General features: G+C 38.3%; 17 protein-coding genes and 1 riboswitch. Of the genes, 11 read left to right on the top strand and 6 right to left on the bottom strand.

Going from position 1 to position 18701, the window contains the following annotated elements:
* The first annotated feature begins 169 nt into the window (after nt 1–169).
* The 3 genes from AA0X71_RS16920 to AA0X71_RS16930 all read left to right on the top strand — a co-directional run bounded on the left by AA0X71_RS16920 (nt 170) and on the right by AA0X71_RS16930 (nt 1475).
* Nucleotides 170–988: a Cof-type HAD-IIB family hydrolase gene (locus tag AA0X71_RS16920; protein WP_413356481.1), complete on the top strand. Its 819-nt coding sequence runs from the start codon at nt 170–172 to the stop codon at nt 986–988.
* Between the two features lie 148 nt (nt 989–1136).
* Nucleotides 1137–1289 (top strand): hypothetical protein, encoded by a 153-nt coding sequence (locus AA0X71_RS16925; protein WP_019153278.1) that lies wholly within the window; start codon nt 1137–1139, stop codon nt 1287–1289.
* Nucleotides 1290–1475: a DUF3813 domain-containing protein gene (locus tag AA0X71_RS16930; RefSeq protein WP_413356482.1), complete on the top strand. Its 186-nt coding sequence runs from the start codon at nt 1290–1292 to the stop codon at nt 1473–1475.
* A gap of 29 nt (nt 1476–1504) precedes the next feature.
* Here AA0X71_RS16930 and AA0X71_RS16935 read toward each other — a convergent pair whose 3' ends face one another.
* The gene (locus AA0X71_RS16935; RefSeq protein WP_413356483.1) at nt 1505–1885 is read right to left on the bottom strand and encodes a Gmad2 immunoglobulin-like domain-containing protein; all 381 of its coding nucleotides are present in this window, start codon (nt 1883–1885) and stop codon (nt 1505–1507) included.
* A 61-nt stretch (nt 1886–1946) separates the two neighbouring features.
* Complete coding sequence (locus AA0X71_RS16940) at nt 1947–2780, bottom strand: YitT family protein (protein WP_413362649.1); 834 nt, start codon at nt 2778–2780, stop codon at nt 1947–1949.
* 157 nt (nt 2781–2937) lie between these two features.
* On the opposite strand from AA0X71_RS16940, the gene AA0X71_RS16945 reads away from it, so the two are divergent.
* Nucleotides 2938–3798, top strand: a complete 861-nt coding sequence (locus AA0X71_RS16945; protein WP_413356484.1) for a DegV family protein — start codon at nt 2938–2940, stop codon at nt 3796–3798.
* Between the two features lie 84 nt (nt 3799–3882).
* Nucleotides 3883–4014, top strand: a complete 132-nt coding sequence (locus AA0X71_RS16950) for a DUF3941 domain-containing protein (protein ID WP_019153283.1) — start codon at nt 3883–3885, stop codon at nt 4012–4014.
* A gap of 147 nt (nt 4015–4161) precedes the next feature.
* On the opposite strand, the gene AA0X71_RS16955 is transcribed toward AA0X71_RS16950, so the two are convergent.
* The gene (locus tag AA0X71_RS16955) at nt 4162–5040 is read right to left on the bottom strand and encodes a S1 RNA-binding domain-containing protein (RefSeq protein ID WP_413356485.1); all 879 of its coding nucleotides are present in this window, start codon (nt 5038–5040) and stop codon (nt 4162–4164) included.
* 126 nt (nt 5041–5166) lie between these two features.
* Between AA0X71_RS16955 and AA0X71_RS16960 the strand changes: the two genes are divergently transcribed.
* From AA0X71_RS16960 to AA0X71_RS16975, 4 genes are all read left to right on the top strand, one after another.
* On the top strand, nt 5167–5658 hold the full coding sequence (locus tag AA0X71_RS16960) for a YajQ family cyclic di-GMP-binding protein (protein WP_413356486.1): 492 nt from the start codon (nt 5167–5169) through the stop codon (nt 5656–5658).
* Nucleotides 5659–5743: 85 nt separating this feature from the next.
* Nucleotides 5744–5923: riboswitch (cobalamin riboswitch) on the top strand.
* Between the two features lie 165 nt (nt 5924–6088).
* The gene (locus AA0X71_RS16965) at nt 6089–8368 is read left to right on the top strand and encodes a ribonucleoside-diphosphate reductase subunit alpha (RefSeq protein WP_413356487.1); all 2280 of its coding nucleotides are present in this window, start codon (nt 6089–6091) and stop codon (nt 8366–8368) included.
* Nucleotides 8369–8431: 63 nt separating this feature from the next.
* Nucleotides 8432–9472 (top strand): ribonucleotide-diphosphate reductase subunit beta, encoded by a 1041-nt coding sequence (locus tag AA0X71_RS16970; protein WP_413356488.1) that lies wholly within the window; start codon nt 8432–8434, stop codon nt 9470–9472.
* On the top strand, nt 9469–9912 hold the full coding sequence (locus tag AA0X71_RS16975; RefSeq protein ID WP_413356489.1) for a flavodoxin domain-containing protein: 444 nt from the start codon (nt 9469–9471) through the stop codon (nt 9910–9912). The genes AA0X71_RS16970 and AA0X71_RS16975 overlap by 4 nt, the downstream gene beginning before the upstream one ends.
* A 44-nt stretch (nt 9913–9956) precedes the next feature.
* Here the strand turns inward: AA0X71_RS16975 and AA0X71_RS16980 are convergent, their stop codons facing one another.
* A complete protein-coding gene (locus AA0X71_RS16980; protein ID WP_413356490.1) occupies nt 9957–11432 on the bottom strand; it encodes an alpha-amylase family glycosyl hydrolase in 1476 nt (491 codons plus the stop codon).
* Nucleotides 11433–11567: 135 nt separating this feature from the next.
* Here AA0X71_RS16980 and AA0X71_RS16985 point away from each other — a divergent pair, with 135 nt between their 5' ends.
* A complete protein-coding gene (locus tag AA0X71_RS16985; RefSeq protein ID WP_413356491.1) occupies nt 11568–12476 on the top strand; it encodes a nuclease-related domain-containing protein in 909 nt (302 codons plus the stop codon).
* Between the two features lie 506 nt (nt 12477–12982).
* On the opposite strand, the gene asnB is transcribed toward AA0X71_RS16985, so the two are convergent.
* The gene (gene asnB, locus AA0X71_RS16990) at nt 12983–14833 is read right to left on the bottom strand and encodes an asparagine synthase (glutamine-hydrolyzing) (protein WP_413356492.1); all 1851 of its coding nucleotides are present in this window, start codon (nt 14831–14833) and stop codon (nt 12983–12985) included.
* 279 nt (nt 14834–15112) lie between these two features.
* Here asnB and AA0X71_RS16995 point away from each other — a divergent pair, with 279 nt between their 5' ends.
* Nucleotides 15113–15676, top strand: a complete 564-nt coding sequence (locus tag AA0X71_RS16995) for a DUF2777 domain-containing protein (RefSeq protein WP_413356493.1) — start codon at nt 15113–15115, stop codon at nt 15674–15676.
* A 30-nt stretch (nt 15677–15706) separates the two neighbouring features.
* Here the strand turns inward: AA0X71_RS16995 and AA0X71_RS17000 are convergent, their stop codons facing one another.
* Nucleotides 15707–18607 (bottom strand): EAL domain-containing protein, encoded by a 2901-nt coding sequence (locus AA0X71_RS17000; RefSeq protein WP_413356494.1) that lies wholly within the window; start codon nt 18605–18607, stop codon nt 15707–15709.
* Between the last annotated feature and the right edge of the window lie 94 nt (nt 18608–18701).

Here is an 18701-nt window from a genome sequence, read left to right on the forward strand (position 1 = left end):
ACCAAACATTCAATTCGAATGTAGTGTTAATCAAGCTTAAATGAATTTTGTAAAGTTTTCTTATATTTTCAGTGTATCATGTAGACTTAGAAATTCCTAAAGCTTTACACTAAGAGTACGAATTGGCATTATGTGTGCAAATACAACATCAGTATGAAGGAGACATTTTATGGCTGAAAAACATTTAATCGCATTAGATCTAGATGGCACCTTGTTAACAGATGAAAAGACCTTGTCTGAGGCAACAAAAAAAGTGATTACGAAAGCAAAGGAAGATGGTCATGTCGTCATGATCGCAACAGGCAGACCATTCCGTTCCAGTGAAATGTATTACCATGAACTGAATTTAAATACGCCGATCGTTAATTTTAATGGAGCATTTGTTCATCATCCCCTTTCAAAGAATTGGGGAGTGTACCATAATCCTCTCGACATAAACGTGGCAAAAGATGTGGTAGATGTTTGTTATCATTACGAGTTCCATAATATTGTTGCCGAAGTCATTGATCAGGTCTATTTCCATTATCATGACGAACGACTACTGGATGTATTTTCAATGGGAAATCCATCTGTTACAACGGGCGATCTCCGTGAATTTTTAACTGATTCCCCAACAAGCATGCTTATCCATACTGAAGAGGAACAGTTAAAAACAATACGTTCTCACCTTTCTGATGTTCATGCTGAGTTAATTGACCATCGGAGCTGGGCCGCTCCATGGCATGTCATTGAAATTGTTCGACATGGTTTAAACAAAGCAGTCGGAATACAAAAGGTATCCGATTATACGAACATTCCAAAAGAGCGAATCATCGCATTTGGAGATGAAGATAACGACTTAGAGATGATTGAATATGCCGGTCGTGGAATCGCCATGGGAAATGCCATTGACCAATTGAAAAATATTGCCAATGATACCACTTTAACAAATGAAGAAGACGGAGTTGCCATTTACTTAAATGATCTTTTAAATCTTAAAGCACTATAGGTAAAGTGCTAAACCAGAAAACAGCTAGATTAACCAGAATGTTCCCCTTGTATCAAGCAAGAGTTAGAGCATACTAATGACTGAGGCAGCAATGGCTTGAACTTTCAAGACATGTTGTTTCACAAGCTCAAAGGCTGGAGGGATTGCAATGGGTAGAAGTAGCAAATCGAGACGTTTTGTACAACGTGGAGTTGACGCTGTTTCGAAGCATGATGAACGCATTCCTTATCACACCACCTATGCAGAAGCAGAGGCTCAGAAGATGGCAAATGTAAAAGATTCCTCATTAGGAGGAATTTAAATGGCAAATCGACTTTTTATTGAAGCAAGAAACGCAGTAGACCTTGCTAAAAATGCGACCGGTAGTGGACAGCATACTGCTATCGATCGTGCTAAAAATGCCATTTCTTCTGCGTTTGCCAATTCGACTATGGCTGAACAACGACTATTAAGTCAACTGCAAAATGAGCTTGATCAATTAACATAAAATAGAAAGCTGGCTAAGGCGCCAGCTTTCTATTTTTGTTCCAATACGACGGGATAGGAATGGATAATCCTTCCTTTTTCATCTTTTTCATATAGATGAAGCATGAGAGTCGCATTTTTAGAAAGCTTTTCTGGCGGAAGTTTGATGTTTATCGCAAATGATGCCATGTCAGGATACTTTTTCGACAGGCTAAGAACGGTTTCGTCGATGTATTGATAATGTCCATCCTCTACCGTATAAAATAACTTCCCTTCTTTCGTACTCGCCTCTCCCTTAACCTTATAGTTTCCAGCCTTCCCTTCTACCTGCACATTTTCAAAAATTCTTTTTTCCGCCTCTTGCTGCACTTCCCCTGATACGAGATTCACTAAAAAAGGAATGAAGAATAGATAAGCTAATTGCTTTAGCATCGCATGTCCTCCTATTCGTATTTATAAAAATATACAACCAGTTCTCCTTTTTCATTCGTATTTAATCTCTGCGAAAGAATCCAAAAATACCCGTTGTTTGTACAATATTGGTGAAAGCATGAGGATCGACTTCTTTAATGATTTGCTCTAGTTCAAATAACTCATATCGCGTGATGACGATGATGATCATGTCCTTCTCTTCTTTCGTGAAAGCTCCTTTTGCCGGAATCATCGTAATTCCTCTAACCATTCTCGAATGAATCGCTTTTGTTAGCTCCTCAGACTTCTTTGTCACAATCATGGCTGTTAGCTTTTCATGCCTTGTATGAATGGCGTCAATGACTCTCGTAGAGGCATAAAGGGTGACAAGTGTATATAAAGCCTTTTCCCAGCCATATAAAAAACCTGCGGTTAAGATAATTAATCCATTTAAGGTGAAAAAATAAGTTCCAACAGGGCGGTCATTCATCCTTGAAAGGACCATGGCGATAATATCTAAACCTCCGGTAGAGGCGCCCCATTTCAACGTAAAACCGATTCCTACTGCGGATATAACACCTCCAAAAACAGCATTTAGAAGAATATCTGAAGAAAGTTGATAAATCGGGATAATTTCTAAAAATATTGACATTAAAGCGACACTAATAAAGCTGTATAGTGTAAAGGATTTTCCCACCTTTAGCCAGCCTAAAATTGTGACAGGTACATTTAATAGAAACAAAAGAATTCCGGTCGATATATTGCCACCAAAAATACTTGAGAGTAACTGTGCTGTACCAGTGAAGCCACTTGCATACACATTTGCAGGAATTAAAAATAAATTCATGGCAATCGCATTTAATAAGGCTCCAATAATAACGACGATAATTTTTTTCGCATGAAGCAGGACGATCATCTCCTTTTTCATTATTAGTCGAACATTTATCTCTATTATTTCATTTCCCTAATTTCTTTAACCAAACCTTTTCATCGACCCATTTTACTAGTATTGATTGAGTTTTTCTTTTAAATTCTATAAACTAAAAGAAATGACTTGAAAGCAGGTGTGGTCTATGTCAGTAAAAATCTTAGCTGACAGTGCTTGTGATTTGCCATTAAGTTTTTATGAAGAAAATGGCGTCACTCTTTTTCCTCTTGGAGTGCACTTAGGTGAACAGGAGTATGAAGATTTACTTACGATCAATCCTTCGACCGTATATAAGGCAATTCGCTCAGGGGAAATGCCAAAGACTTCTCAAGTCTCCCCTTTAAAATTTGAGGAATATTTTAAAGAAATGGCAAAGAACAAAGAAGAAGGGATCTATATCGCCTTTTCATCTCAGCTATCTGGTACTTACCAAACAGCCGTTATGATTCGCAATCAGGTGAAAGAAGAATTCCCCGACTTTAACTTAACGATTATAGATTCAAAATGTGCATCTTTAGGATGTGGATTGGTTGTCATGGAAGCGCAAAAACTTGCTGCTAGTGGTGCCTCCTTAGAAGCAATCGAAAAAGATGTTACATTCCGTTGCGAGCATATGGAGCATTTATTTACCGTAGATGATCTCAATCATTTAGCCAAAGGCGGAAGACTTTCCAAAGGCTCTGCATTTTTGGGTGGACTTTTAAACATTAAACCTTTATTAAATACGGAAGACGGCAAACTTGTGCCAATCGAAAAACATCGTGGACAGAAGAAGCTTCTTCGTAGAATTATTGAAGTAATGAAAGAGCGGGGCCAACAGTTTGAAAAGCAAATTGTTGGGATTAGTCATGCAGATAGTCTTGATTTAGCCCTTGAAATGAAGGAACAAATCAAGTCAGAGTTGAATGTTGAAGATGTAGTCATTACAGAAATCGGTGCATCTGTAGGTTCTCATACAGGTCCAGGAACAATTGCTTTCTTTTTCCTTAACGAGCTACCAGCTTAAAGCTGGGAAAATTTGAATTACATACTCTTTTTTCAAATGACAGAAAATAAAATAACTCTTGAATGGAAAGGAGTATTTTTTGTCATGCCTCATACTTCTGATAACGATAAAAAAGCGCAAGACAACAACGCCTTACGCCATGAAAAAAATATGATGAGAGAAAAGAATCGTAAAGCAGGAAAACGGCAATATTCGAAAAAAACGGACCATCTCTAAGCAAAAAAGCTGTCCTCAATATAGTTGAGGTGCAGCTTTTTTTCGTTTATCGGCGTTTTTTCAATTTTATCGGCGAAAATTTGATTATCTTGGCGTTTTTTTCATTTTATCAGCGAAAATCGAAATATTTCGGCTAAACGCAAAACGTTACTCTTTTTCGCTCTCTTCCTTCTTCTCATAAGTCCAGCCGTCCTCTTGATAAACAAAGCCATCTTTCATCAGCTTTCCAAGCGCTCTTTTAAAAGCACCTTTACTTAAGCCAAATCGTTCTTCAATATCCTCTGGCATGCTCTTGTCGCCATAAGGCATCGCACCATTTCTTGACTGTAAATAAGAATAGATTTTCTCAGCATCTTCCCCAAGCGCTTCCTGCTTACGAGGTGTTAAAGAAACATTAATCGTTCCATCCTCTTTCACATCGATAATCCGTCCTTCTACTTTTTCACCTAAACGAGGTTCGTCTCGACGCTGTGATTCATGAATAAAGCCTTTAAAGCCTTCAGCGGTAAAAATCCAGCTCCCCACCTTCGCCGTACGATAAATATGACCTTGAATATTTTTATTAAAATCAGCACGCGTTGCCTGAATTCTTTTTTCATCAATAATCGGATCTGTTGCAAGTTTAACGTAAATTCGATTATTACGATTTACTCGTAACGTAATATAGAGTAAATCCCCTACAGCAGGCCAAACGGAAGATTTCGTTGGCAAGTCTTCTTCCCCTAAAAGCATATCCTTATTGATGCCGATATTCAAAAATACTCCAAGTCCTGGCTTTGTATCACTCACCTGCGCCCAGCCATACTCACCTACTCGAATCTCCGGAATCGTCGTCGTCGCCGCTGCCCGACCATGAGAGTCCGCATATAAGAAAACCTCTACCTCGTCTCCCTCTCTCAGCTCAAGCTCTGTGTCATTTTCATGTAAAAGAACATCCTCTTCACCATCTGTTAAAAAGTATCCGTATTGGGCATATCTTGCGACGTTTAAGGTTACAAGCTGTCCAACATAATCATTTAAAGCCATTACATACACTCCTCTATTTTACACTTCATACGAAAGTAGTCTTTCCTAAAGTTGTTTGAACTGCTATATTTTACTATAATGGTGCCAAGAAGGGAAATTATTCACGTAATTATAGGAGGGCTCATAATGGCAAAAGATAGCTCATTTGATATTGTTTCAAAAGTAGATTTTTCCGAAGTAACGAATGCAATTAATATAGCGATGAAAGAAATTTCTACTCGTTATGATTTTAAAGGAAGCAAAAGTAAAGTAACTCTAGATAATGAAGAACTCGTCCTTGTCTCAGATGACGAGTACAAACTGGATCAGCTAAAGGACGTACTGCTTAGCAAAATGATTAAAAGAGGCATTCCCATTAAAAATCTTGATTACGGAAAAATTGAAGGCGCTTCAGGCGGAACCGTAAGACAACGTGCCAAACTTGTACAAGGCATTGATAAAGATAATGCGAAAATCATTAATACGCTCATCAAAAACAGCGGTCTAAAGATAAAGAGTCAAGTACAGGATGATCAAGTCCGTGTTACTGCGAAAAGCCGTGATGACCTACAAGCGATTATTGCCGCTGTTAGAGAAGCCGATTTATCGATAGATGTTCAATTTGTAAATTATCGTTAAATAGTTGTCATTTTAAAACAGATGACTTATAATGAAACAAACTTACATATATAGTGAGTGATTTTAATATATAACACAATATATAGTATCAACCAATAAAATAGGTGTCTGAAATAGACTTAAAAGGGAATCTGGTGTAAGTCCAGAACTGTACCCGCAACTGTAAGTGCGACGAAATAAGGAAAACCACTATCTTTTAGATGGGAAGGCCTTAAAGTAGGATGAAGCACAAGTCAGGAGACCTGCCTTTTTTATCGCGTCATTATCTTCTTCGGGAGTTGGGAAGGTAAAACGAAGGTGTTTAAGTAAAAAAGGGGCTGTCCTCTTTCGTCTTAAAAATCATGCGTTTTAACCCATCTTCATTTTATGAAGGTGGGTTTTTTATTGTCCTTCCTCTCACTCGAAAAATTAAGGGAGAGGTTTTGAAAAAATGAGTACAGTCGTAACAAAAAATGATGGGGTTCTAGATGCCCTGACCCTAGTGGCCAAAAAATACAACCTACACGTCGGTGAAATCGAGCAACAGCTATACTCTACAGACGAATCTTCATCCAAGCAAAAAGTCCTCCAGTATGCGCTGAATCGAGTCGACATGATTGAGCCAAATTGGACCTTTCTCGCGGCCCAAATGCTTCTTCTCGAACTTTACGAAAAAGCAGCGAGTTCTCGAGGCTATGATTCAAGCCAAAAATACGGAGATTTCTATCAACTTATTCAAAATTTAAGTGACATTGGCATTTACTCAAAGGATCTCCTTAAGTCATACAATCAAAAAGAGATTGAACAATTAGGCCAGGAAATCACCCCTGAGAAAGATTCCTTATTTACATATATGGGATTATTCCTCTTATCTGACCGTTATTTAGCAAAGGATTATAATCAAAATGTATATGAACTTCCTCAGGAACGGTTCATGATCATTGCGATGACCCTTATGAAAAACGAACCAAAGGAAAAACGACTTTCCTATGTAAAAGAAGCGTACTGGGCTTTAAGCAACCTATATATGACTGTGGCAACCCCTACCCTATCAAACGCTGGAAAAAGCTTTGGTCAGCTTTCCTCCTGTTTCATTGACACCGTCGATGATTCGCTTGATGGCATCTATTTAAACAATTGGGATATTGCTAGATTAAGTAAAGATGGTGGCGGTATCGGAATCTATTACGGAAAAGTGAGAGCATTAGGATCGGATATTAAGAAATTTAAAGGGAACTCATCTGGAGTCGTCCCATGGATTCGCTTAATTAATGATACGGCCGTTAGTGTCGATCAGCTAGGCCAACGCCAAGGAGCTGTTGCGATCTATTTAGATATTTTCCATAAAGATATTATGAATGGCTTTTTAGATTTAAAAACGAATAATGGGGATGAGCGAAGAAAAGCCCACGATATTTTTACAGGCGTTTCGATCCCTGATCTCTTCATGAAAAAGGTTGAAGAGGTTGATGAAAATGGAAAAAGCATCGGCGAGTGGCATACTTTCTGTCCTCATCAAGTGAAACAAATTATGGGCTGGAAAGATGAAAATGGCGTTCCCCTCGGACTAGAGGATTTTTACGACGAAACAGATGAGAAATTTTTCACGCAAAAATATGAAGAGGCAGTCAACCACCCTCTCCTACCACGAAAAACGTACCGTGCCATGGACATTATGGTACGCATCATGGTCGCTCAACTTGAAACAGGTACACCTTATATGTTTTATCGTGATGAAGTCAACAGACAAAATCCAAACAAGCATGTTGCTGGAGTTGGGCGCACTGCAATTTTCTGTAGTAATCTTTGCACAGAAATCAGCCAGAATATGTCTGCTACCACGATTCAAAAAGAATTTACGGATGCAGATGGAAATATTGTGATCGTTAGAAAACCTGGAGATTTCGTCGTTTGTAATCTCTCTTCGATCCATTTGCCAAATGCAATTGGGGCTAACGTTCTCGAACGGCTCATCGCCATTCAAATGAGAATGCTAGATAACGTGATTGATATAAATGATATTTCTGTCAAACAAGCAAAAGCTACAAATGAAAAATATCGTGCCGTAGGACTTGGGACATTCGGTTGGCATCATCTTCTCGCTTTAAAAGGCATTGAATGGGAAACCGATCAAGCGGTGCAATATGCAGATGAAATCTATGAAGAGATTGCCTTTTACACAATTAAAGCATCCATGGAGTTAGCGAAGGAAAAAAGGGCTTACTCTTTATTTAAAGGCTCTGAGTGGGAAACCGGAGACTATTTTAAACGAAAAGGATATACATCCGCTAGATGGAATGAGTTGCAAGAGAACATTCAAGCCTATGGAGTAAGAAATGGTTGGATGATGGCGGTCGCACCTAATTCATCAACTGCGAAAATTGGTGGTTCAACAGACGGGATCGACCCACTTTATGCCCTTGAATATGCAGAAGAAAAGAAAAACTTTAAATTTAAGGTTACAGCACCAGATCTAAACCATCATACCTATTATTACTATCGCAAAGTTCGTCATGAACTTAATCAGAAATGGAGCATTAAGCAAAACGCCGCCAGACAACGTCATATTGATCAAGCCATCAGCTTTAATTTATATGTACGCCACGATATTAAAGCGAAGGAACTATTAGAACTGCACCTTGCCGCATGGAAAAATGGCGTCAAAACCACCTATTACGTGCGCAGCACATCACAGACCGAGATTGAAGAATGTGAAGCATGTCATAGCTAAACTTAGAGTGGAGCCTAAAGCTAGAAAGAAATTTAAAAACAGCATGGAAGGGAGTCCTCTTTTTTGAATCATACATTAAAGAAAATCAAGTTATTAAATCCTGAGTTTCCAAATAAATCAACAGGGATTATTAATGGGATGGCATCTGGTATTTTGAACTGGAATGATATCGCCTATCCGCAAATGTACCGCATGTACCAAACCCTGTTAGCGAACTTCTGGAAGGCCCAAGAAATCAATATGCAAGACGATATTAAGCAATGGGATCATTTAAGCTCAGTAGAAAAGGATGTATTTTTGCGAGTGAACACTCAGTTGGCATCCTTGGATAGCCTACAAACACCAACGATGACTCAAGTGATGGATTATGTTACAGATCCAAGTTTTAAAGCGATATTCGCTGTCATTTCTCAGCAAGAAGCAGTTCATAATGAATCGTATTCCTATATTTTAAGCTCCTTGATTCCTTTAAGTGAGCAAATCGAACGGTTTAATCAAGCAAAAGATGACCCGATTGTTCGAAAGCGAAATGAAATCATTTTAATCGACTATGAGAACTTCCGCAACAACCCGAATCCGCAGAACCTCTTTCAATTGGCCGTGCAATCAATTAATTTGGAGGGAATCTATTTTTACGCAGGGTTTGCCTTTTTCTATCATCTAGCAAGGCAGCAAAAAATGTTGAAAACTAGTACAATGATTAGCTATATCCAAAGAGATGAAATGCAACATGCCTACTTCATCGCCCAATTCATCCGGATTTTGCTTACGGAAAATCCAGAGCTCAATACATCGGAAAATATTCAATATGTTTATGATTCAATTTCATCAGCAGTTGAACTAGAAAAGGAATGGGCAAGACATATATTACAAGAAATTGATGGGATTAGTTTGGAAGAATTCGAGGGCTATGTTGAGTATTTAGCTAATAAACGGTTTCGACAATTAGGTTTAGAGAATCACTACGAAGGTCGAGATAACCCAATGCCATGGATCCATGTCTTTAGCGACGAAATGATGAATGAAACAAAGTCTGATTTCTTCGAGCAAAAATCACGGACTTATACGAAAGTCACCGAATCGAATGGCTTTGATGAGCTATGAAACTTGCCATTGTTTATAGCTCCATCACAGGTAATACTGAGGAACTCGCTTATTTGATGCTGGAACATTTTAAAAGATCAGGACTTGACATTAAGTGTTATCGGGTCGAAGATTTTCCTTTAGATAACATCTCCTCGTTTGATGGCCTTCTAATAGGGACTTATACATGGGGTGACGGCGAAGTGCCGCTAGAAATGCTGCCGCTTCAGCACGAGCTTGCGAGAGATTCGAGGGGAAATCTCGTGACTGGTGTGTTTGGTACCGGGGATAGTTTTTATCCAAAGTTTTGCGGGGCTGTTGATGCCTTTCGAGATAGCTTAAGGGATACAACCAATCTCGCTGTTACCTTGAAAATTGAGCTCTTACCTCAAAATGTTGATATGGGGAAAATTGAAGCCTTTATTGAACGTATTGTTAAGCGATTGAAAGTTCCTGTTTAGTGAGTGAAAAAAGGAGAAAAACGGGGTGTTTTTCTCCTTTTTTATTATTTTCGAGCCTTCCTTTTTACCATAATCAGAAAAATAATAAACAGGACAATGACACCAGCGGTAGCTCCTATAAATGGATAATTAAGTCCTGATTTATCTGCAAGCACATAAATTTCAGCTAAATCTCGATCAATGATTATCTGATAACTTCCATCCTTACTTTTAACCAAATCTCCGTTCAAGAGACCACGAAGTTCTTTATCATCCTCAAGCTGCTCAGTCAACGTGACAGATTGCGTTTTACTTGTGTTATTGATGGCAATGACTGATGTTTCGCCTTCATACTCACGCTTATACACCATCATTCCATCTTGCTCATAAAGAACGTCCATACTTCCTTTCGTCAATGCTGGGACATCGTGACGAATTTTCGCGATACCCGTAATATAATCAACCAATTCCTTTTCCGTACGAAAATCCATTTGCCTCTGATTATCAGGTTCTTCCCCGCCATCTACAGCAATCTCGCTCCCATAATAAACAAAAGGAATCCCAGGTGTTGTATATAAGTAAGTTAATGCCATCTTCCACCTCGGACCAGGATGTTCATTAAGCACCACCGAATCCCTTGTAAAACGATGTGTATGGGGATTGTCCATAAATGTAGTCAGCAAATAAGGATTTTCATAAAGTTCTTGATTTTGCTCTGCCAGCTCGATGATCGGTTGCAAAGGTTGGTCAGGCTGGGAAAATCCATTTCTTAGTTCATCATTCGAAATGTAATCTAAGAAACCATCAAGCCCTGCCTCTTGATATTTTTTCACTACAGCACGTTCCTCTGTTTGAATATCCCCAAGTAAAAAGAAATCTTCCTTCAAGTCTCTCGTTTTCTGGGAGAAATCTTTCCAAAAATCAACTGGAACATGCTCTACGGACTCGAGACGATATCCATCAATATTTGTTTCCTCAATCCACCATTTTGCCACATCGATTAAGTAGTTTTTTACTTCTGGATTCTCATGGGCTAAAGTTGGTAGCCCATTTACCATTTCTGGGAGAAACCAATCCTTTTTATCTGCTTCTGTTAACCAAGAGTGATTCGGCCCAACGTGATTCACATTGAAGTCAATGATGATTTTCAAATCGAGCTCATGTGCTTTTTGAACAAGCTCTTTAAATGTTTCGAGTGAGCCAAAATGTTCCTCTGTCTGGTAAAAGTCTTTCGTCCAATAGCCATGATACCCATCATCTTCATTGTCGAAAATAGAAGAAAGGCCAATCGTCGTAAAGCCCATTTCTTTTATATAATCAAGACGGTCCATAATCCCTTGGAAATCACCGCCATGATAGCGATTCGGGTCATTTGCATCGACATCAAAATCGATCGAAAAATCACTATTGTTAAAACGATCAATCGTTATGTAATAAATAGATTCATCCTGAAAACTGTGCTCTTCTTTTTCTACTGCCCCTACTGGTAGTCCACAAAAAAGAAGTAACGGGATCAAAATGAATAAAATAGACTTTTTCACTCACCGTTCCTCCTAGCATATTCGGTTATATACCCCGTTTATAAGATTATCGTTAAGTCTAGTTGCCCGTCAACTTTATTCAACTAGTAAAATATGCTACGATAGAAGCAAATGAGATAGAAAGGTTGTGATCGATTGATCTTTAAACCCCGTATTGAACCCCCCGAATTATTGATTCTTCGAAGTTTATCTCCACGGAAACAATTATCAGAAAAAGACTACCACTACTATGAAAATCTCGAAAAAGGATTTGAAGGTGAAAAAAAGTTTGATGAATTACTAGACACGTTTTCAGAAGAATGGATTTTTTTAAATGGACTCTTACTTGAGCACAACAATTCTTTTTTCCAAATTGACAGCTTAGGTATTTCTCAAGAATGCTTGTACATTTTTGATGTGAAATATTTTGAAGGTGATTTAACCATTGAAGGAGATCATTGGAAATATAGCAATGGTACTGTCTTAAAAAATCCACTTCACCAATTACAAAGATGTGAATCCCTTCTAAGTAGATTTTTGCAGGATAAAGGGATACATTTCCCCATTAAAGCTCATCTTGTTTTTAACCATCCACACCTTACTCTGTATGGAGCTCCACGGAATCCAACAATTATTCTCCCAACCCAGTTAGAGCGTTTTATGAAAAATCTAAAGACTGTGAAATCCGTACTGAATAGCAATCATAAAAAGCTAGCTGATATTCTTTTGACGGCAAACCTCCCCAGTTACCCAAATGCTTATATTCCGAAATATCAGTACTCTGAGCTATCTAAAGGAATTATATGTTCTAGCTGCGGGTCATTTTTGAATTCGAAATCACATTTTGGAAAATTGGCGTGTCACCGCTGTCATGGTGTAGAAAAATTAGAATCTGCGGTTTTACGGAGTTTACAAGAATTTCAGATACTTTTTCCAGAAAGAAAAGTCACGACAAATGCGCTCTTTGATTGGTGTAGCCCGATTTTGAGTAAGCGACAAGTTCAAAAGGTTCTTAGCGAGAACTTTGAACGAAAAGGTCATGGAAAATATTCATATTATGTTTGATTTTTTCAGGAACCGTCCTCAGTAATTCTAGCTGGGGGCGTTCTTTCTGCTGTAATGGAGAATTTATTTTAATGAGGATACTTTTTTCTGGAAAAACCTAATCGGGTTTCATGTGACATACTTTCTCTTTCAAACTGCTCTTTTCTTGTCTCATGAACCCTTCATGAAACATATTTTCCCTACATAACCGCTCTTCTCTTGTCTCATGAACCCCGCATGAAACATACTTTCCCTACAAATCCACTCTTCTCTTGTCTCATGAACCCCTCATGTGACATACTTTCCCTACAAATCCACTCTTCTCTTGTCTCATGAACCACTCATGAAACATACTTTCCCTACAAATCCACTCTTCTCTTGTTTCATGAACCCCTCATGTGACATACTTTCTCTACATAACCGCTCTTCTCTTGTCTCATGAACCCTTCATCACCCCAAAAACTCCCCCCCCCAAAAAAAGAACACCCACATCCCCACCGTGAGTGTTCTGTCCCTCAAACATCCAACTATTCGACAATCTGAATATTGTATTCTTCAAACCAAAAGTGCAACTGCACTAAATAAGCGAGTAGCTGCGGGCCTGTCATTAGCTGGCCAAACCATGGTTCTTTGAAGGCTGCACCCTCGGACTCGATAATCGCCTTTAGTTTTTCCTCATTGAAGAATTCATACAGTACTGAGCTGCGATTCCGCATAATGTCGGCCAACAGATTCTGAATCTCTTTTGTATACTTCGGATTATGAGTCTTCGGATATGGACTCTTTTTACGGTAAAGCACATCATGAGGCAAGATACCTTCTAGTGCTTTACGCAGTAAGCCTTTTTCCCGGTTTCCGTACATTTTCATCTCCCACGGGATATTCCACACATATTCAACCAAACGGTGGTCGGCGAATGGAACTCGCACCTCGAGGCTCGCTCCCATACTCATGCGATCTTTTCGATCCAGCAAAGTGGTCATGAACCAAAGCATATTTAAGTAGAAAAGTTCTCTGCGACCCGCTTCAACTGGGCTTTCCCCCTCAAGCTTTGGTGTTTCAGCGACAGTTGCATTGAATTTATCCATCATATACTCTTGTAAACTTAATTTTTGTTGCCATTTATCCTGTAATAGACTTTGGCGCTCATGAATGGAACGCATCCATGGGAAGCCTTCTCTCTTCAAATCGTCGGGACGATGAAACCATGGGTAGCCTCCAAAGATTTCATCGGCACATTCACCAGAGAGACCTACGACAAACTCTTTTTTGATCTCACGACAAAACCATAGCAACGATGAATCAATGTCAGCCATTCCTGGTAAATCACGGACCAATACAGCCTCTTTTAAATGTTGTGCCAGCTCTTCTTGCGAAATGATAGAATCATGATGAATCGTTTTAAATTGCTCTGTCATCTGCCCAATAAAGACAACATCAGAGTTTGGTTGAAATTCATTCGCTTTAAAAAATTGGTCATTTCCCTCATAATCTATCGAAAAAGTGTGAAGAGGCCCTTTCCCTGTTTTATCATAATCCATCGCCGCAATCGCCGTAATCGCACTTGAATCGACTCCCCCTGATAAAAATGTACAAAGCGGAACATCGGATACAAGTTGGCGTTCAACCGCATCTGTAAATAGAAAACGTACTTTTTCAACCGTTTCGCCGATCGAATCTTCGTGCTTTTCACTTTTTACATTCCAGTAGCGCCAAATTTTTAAACCATTACTAGCTGAAAGAGTTAATGCGTGAGCCGGTCTTAATTCACGAATACCTTTAAATACCCCGTTCCCTGGTGATCTTGAGGGTCCTAATGCAAAAATTTCAGATAAGCCATCTCGATCAATTTCTGTCTTCATATCAGGGTGTGCAAGCAATGCCTTTAATTCCGATCCAAAGATCAAACCTTTGTTTAATTCTGCAAAAAATAATGGCTTAACACCTAAGCGATCTCTTCCAATGAAAAGCTGTTGTTTCCACTCATCCCAAACAGCAAAGGCGAATATCCCATTAAAAAAATCAACGCATTTTTCTTCCCATTCTATATAGGCAGTTAACAGAACTTCTGTATCAGAATGACCTTGAAACGAATATCCTTTTATTAGGAGTTCTTTGCGAATATCCTCTGTATTATAGAGTTCACCATTATAACAAAGAATGTAACGGTGACCATTTTTCGTACGTACCATCGGCTGTTTGCCGCCCTCTGCGTCGACAACGATTAGCCGCTTATGTCCGAAACCTACATGTGTGTCTGTCCATATATTTGTATCATCAGGACCGCGTTTTGCCAGAGTCTCCGACATTTTTAAAACTGTTTCTTTTTCATTTGAGATGTTTCGTTGAAAATCAACCCATCCGGTAATTCCACACATTGTCATCATCCTTTCTAAGCTGAACGTGTGTCTTTTGTTGATTCTTTAAGCAGCATTTCACCATGTACGTGTAAACATCATATGCTGGGCTCTTAAAATGGTTAATTGTCCTCATTAAGGCAGGAGCAATTAACTTTTGAAAAGAAGGGTTCTTTCAAGTTTAAAATAAATTGAAAATGTCTAGAAAGGATGTTGAGAAGATCCTTTTTTAACATATCAAAGGGCCTTACCTTATGACTCATATGATCAGACTGCAGTTATTATCTTTGGAGGTTAACGATGAATAGACAGCAACGATCTAAACTAATTGAGTTCCAAATTCGTGCCTATATTGAGGGAACAATTGAGTTTATTAATGACCAATGGGTCTTTTTTGAAAATGAATCTGAGGAAGCTTCCTTGCTAGAAGAATATTTGCATCAGGAACTCGAAGTGTTACGACATTCTCGCTGGAGAAAAGGAGTATTAATTGAAGATGGAAAAATGACCATGGCAGATGAGACTCTCCATCTAAAAAGCAATGATACACTTCGTATCCGAAAAAACCTGATCTATTCATTAGAACGGTTATTAGAAGAGATCTCAGATGATGCCTTTTACCAATTCATCACCCATTTAAATTCTCTTCACTTTTCAGTCTATGATTGTATTTACTGTTATAATCACCTAACTTTTTTAAAAGGAGAAGAGCGCAAGGAAGGTGTGAATTTTATTATTTTTGACAATCAGGAGGACATTTGTAGTATCCAACACCACTTTTGCTATTACGAAAAGAAAAATGATCGCTTTGAATTTACCTTAAACAATGGGAAGAGAACGATTATCGAAAAATTATCTTCATAAGAAAAAAGCGTCCATAATCGGACGCTTTTCTTATGAAGATAATAACGCTTTTTCAAAATCATCAGTTGTCAGTGGTCGATGAAGATAGAAGCCTTGGGCATAATGACATTTTAAGTCTTTAAGGAGATTAATTTGCTCCTCCGTTTCCACGCCTTCAGCAACGACCTTCACGGCTAACCCATGTCCCATCGTAATGATCGCTTTGACGATGGCGATATCTGTTGTCTCAAGACTTAAATTATTAATAAAAGAACGGTCAATTTTCAACGTGTTGATTGGAAGATCTTTTAAATAACTTAAAGAGGAATAGCCTGTCCCAAAATCATCAATCGAGACACGAACACCTAGCTCCTGCAGGGATTTCATCACTTCTATACTATGATCAATATTGCGAAGCATCGTACTTTCCGTTAATTCAAGCGTTAAATACTTCGGTTCTAACCTGGCATCCGCTAACGCCCTTTTCACTTCTTTAACAAATTTTGTTTGTTGAAATTGGTTTGCCGATACATTGACGGAAACGGTTAACCCTTCTAACCCCAAATCCTGCCATTGTTTATTTTGCTTACATGCTGTTTTTAAAACCCAGCTTCCGATTTCTTCAATCAAACCGGTTTCTTCCGCTAATGGGATAAAATCGCCTGGAGGTACCAGCCCGAGCGCGGGATGGTTCCAACGAATAAGTGCCTCACTCCCATATAACTTACCTGTATTTAAATCAATTAACGGCTGATAACAAAGGAAAAATTCATCTTTTTGTAAGGCTTTTCGTAAATAGCTTTCTAATTCTAGTCGTTTAAAAGCTTCTTCATTCATTTTCTTAGAATAAAGGGTAATTCGGTTTCCTCCAGGGTATTTGCCACGATTCATCGCAATATCTGCGTTTTTCAGTAACGTAATTTCGTCTTTCCCGTCATTCGGATATAGACTAATTCCGATACTTGCCGTAATATAGAATTCCTTTTCAGAAAAATGAATGGGCTCTGTCACCTTGCGAAGAATCGATTTAGCAGCTTTAATGATTTCTTCCATGTCGACATTTTTAGAAAGAAAAAGATTAAATTTATCGCCGCTAAATCTACCTAAATAAGCACCACTGGGGATCGCTTCTTGAATTCTATCGCTAATTTCTTTTAAAATTTCATCTCCCACATCATGTCCTAAGCTATCATTAATCATTTTGAAGCGGTCAAGATCAATGGCTAAGACTGCGATTTGACGTCTTTTCTTTTTCGCTCTTTGCAATGTTTCACCGAGCTTTTCCGTAAATTTTATCCGGTTCGGAAGCCCTGTATCCTGATCATAATAAGCGAGCTGGACAATTTTGTCCTCGATTTTCTTTTGCTCTGTAATATTGCGACCAATCCCATATATTCCAACACATTCTCCATTAATCGTTATCGGGATATTTTTTAAATGAAAAAGATTTTTCTCTCCATCTTTCGAGTAAATTTCAATATTGTAATATTGTTCTTTCCCTTTTATCGCACGGAAAAAATGCATGCGAACTCGCGGAATATCTTCCCTATTAATATACTTTAATGCCGATTTTCCGAGAAGTTCTTCTTCCTTATAACCAAACATCATTTCAAATGCTGGATTCACACTGGTGAAATTCCCTGACAAATCGGTAGAATAAACAATATCAGCATTATTATTAAACAGCGAACGATGATATTCCTCAGAGATCCGAAGTTCACCATTTAATTGCTCGATATCTTCTTGAGAGGCTTTCATTAAATGCGTTAAAGTAGCAACCGTTTTTAATGGCTCAGAGATCGTGTAATGGATCGGCTGAGTATGTCTCTTTTTATAAACCTTATTTTCAGTTAGAGCCAAGTAAGTAAAGGATTGATTTGCTAATTTTGGTTTACCATTTTCATAGGCAATTTCTCCATTTGCAAAAAAACCACTTGTTGGTGCATGTGAATGAAGAATTCGTAACTCTTCATCTGCAAATCCGTGTAAAACCCTTCTCCTCGCAAAACAATTATACGTAAAAATAGCTTCTGCATTTTGTTTCCGTAGTCCTTTCAATTCTCGAACTGAATCTTCCACGGTCGCACGTAAATCAGTATAAGCAAAGACAATCGAGTCACCTTGTAAAAGAGAATGATTCATTTCAATCGCACCATTATCAAGGATTTTCGAAATCCTTATAGGCTTTTTATCCCCTTTAGTATTTAACATAAAGATAAATTCTTCTTTTAACGTATCAATTTCTTTAATAAAGTCATTTCCTAAGTAATGTTTTAAAATTTGCAGCGGCTTTTTCTTATCAATAGCAAAGATGGTATTTCCGCTTGCCTTAGTAATCGTAAAGGATTTTCCAATTTCTTGTAGCTTATAATTCACAAAGGTGTCAATATGCAAATCTGCGTTGTTCAATGAAATCGCTACAATCCCTTGGTCGCTTTGATTTTCTCCATAAAAAACATAGCCTTCACGACAAGCGGAATCCCCATCTGCAACACCACCAGCAATGGCAATCTCAGAGCTTCCACCCTGAAGGCCACTTAAAAGCTCTGGTAAATACATAGCATGATTGGTCGAGAATAAAATGACTGCTTTCGTATCAAAGCTGACAAGCCTGTCAGAAATCATTCTCCCCAACTTTTCAGCGTTGGCATAATCTTTAAATAAAAATAGGGAGGAATGAAGCTCCGTCTTTTCGAAAACAGTAAAACTGATAGTAATTTTTTCTTGAATCGTTTCACCATTCACAATGGCAGCCGACGCCGAACACCCTAAAATATGAGCTAACGGAAGTTCCTCATGCAAGTACTTTTGAATAAATCCAACTTCTTCTCTGTCCTTTAAATTTGCAAAGACCTGTATAAAAATGTTGGGATATTCATATATACCATTGTTTTCAATAAAGCTTGTTAATTCAGTTGCATTTTTATACACATACGAAAAAGTTTTTATCATAGAAACCACCTGGGACGTTTTCTATCTACCTATAAATAAATAGTCCCTTTTAAAATACCACATTTAAGAGGAAGGATAAATTAAAAATAAAGAA

The organism is Robertmurraya phoenicis, from assembly GCF_047302285.1.
Classification (GTDB): domain Bacteria; phylum Bacillota; class Bacilli; order Bacillales; family Cytobacillaceae; genus Robertmurraya.

What these genes read in the sequence shown, in the direction of transcription:
- AA0X71_RS16940 (WP_413362649.1), bottom strand. Translation starts at nt 2,780, where the DNA reads ATGATCGTCCTGCTTCATGCGAAAAAAATTATCGTCGTTATTATTGGA.
- AA0X71_RS16960 (WP_413356486.1), top strand. Translation starts at nt 5,167, where the DNA reads ATGGCAAAAGATAGCTCATTTGATATTGTTTCAAAAGTAGATTTTTCC.
- AA0X71_RS16955 (WP_413356485.1), bottom strand. Translation starts at nt 5,040, where the DNA reads ATGGCTTTAAATGATTATGTTGGACAGCTTGTAACCTTAAACGTCGCA.
- AA0X71_RS16945 (WP_413356484.1), top strand. Translation starts at nt 2,938, where the DNA reads ATGTCAGTAAAAATCTTAGCTGACAGTGCTTGTGATTTGCCATTAAGT.
- AA0X71_RS16965 (WP_413356487.1), top strand. Translation starts at nt 6,089, where the DNA reads ATGAGTACAGTCGTAACAAAAAATGATGGGGTTCTAGATGCCCTGACC.
- asnB (WP_413356492.1), bottom strand. Translation starts at nt 14,833, where the DNA reads ATGTGTGGAATTACCGGATGGGTTGATTTTCAACGAAACATCTCAAAT.
- AA0X71_RS16950 (WP_019153283.1), top strand. Translation starts at nt 3,883, where the DNA reads ATGCCTCATACTTCTGATAACGATAAAAAAGCGCAAGACAACAACGCC.
- AA0X71_RS16920 (WP_413356481.1), top strand. Translation starts at nt 170, where the DNA reads ATGGCTGAAAAACATTTAATCGCATTAGATCTAGATGGCACCTTGTTA.
- AA0X71_RS16925 (WP_019153278.1), top strand. Translation starts at nt 1,137, where the DNA reads ATGGGTAGAAGTAGCAAATCGAGACGTTTTGTACAACGTGGAGTTGAC.
- AA0X71_RS17000 (WP_413356494.1), bottom strand. Translation starts at nt 18,607, where the DNA reads ATGATAAAAACTTTTTCGTATGTGTATAAAAATGCAACTGAATTAACA.
- AA0X71_RS16975 (WP_413356489.1), top strand. Translation starts at nt 9,469, where the DNA reads ATGAAACTTGCCATTGTTTATAGCTCCATCACAGGTAATACTGAGGAA.
- AA0X71_RS16930 (WP_413356482.1), top strand. Translation starts at nt 1,290, where the DNA reads ATGGCAAATCGACTTTTTATTGAAGCAAGAAACGCAGTAGACCTTGCT.
- AA0X71_RS16935 (WP_413356483.1), bottom strand. Translation starts at nt 1,885, where the DNA reads ATGCTAAAGCAATTAGCTTATCTATTCTTCATTCCTTTTTTAGTGAAT.
- AA0X71_RS16995 (WP_413356493.1), top strand. Translation starts at nt 15,113, where the DNA reads ATGAATAGACAGCAACGATCTAAACTAATTGAGTTCCAAATTCGTGCC.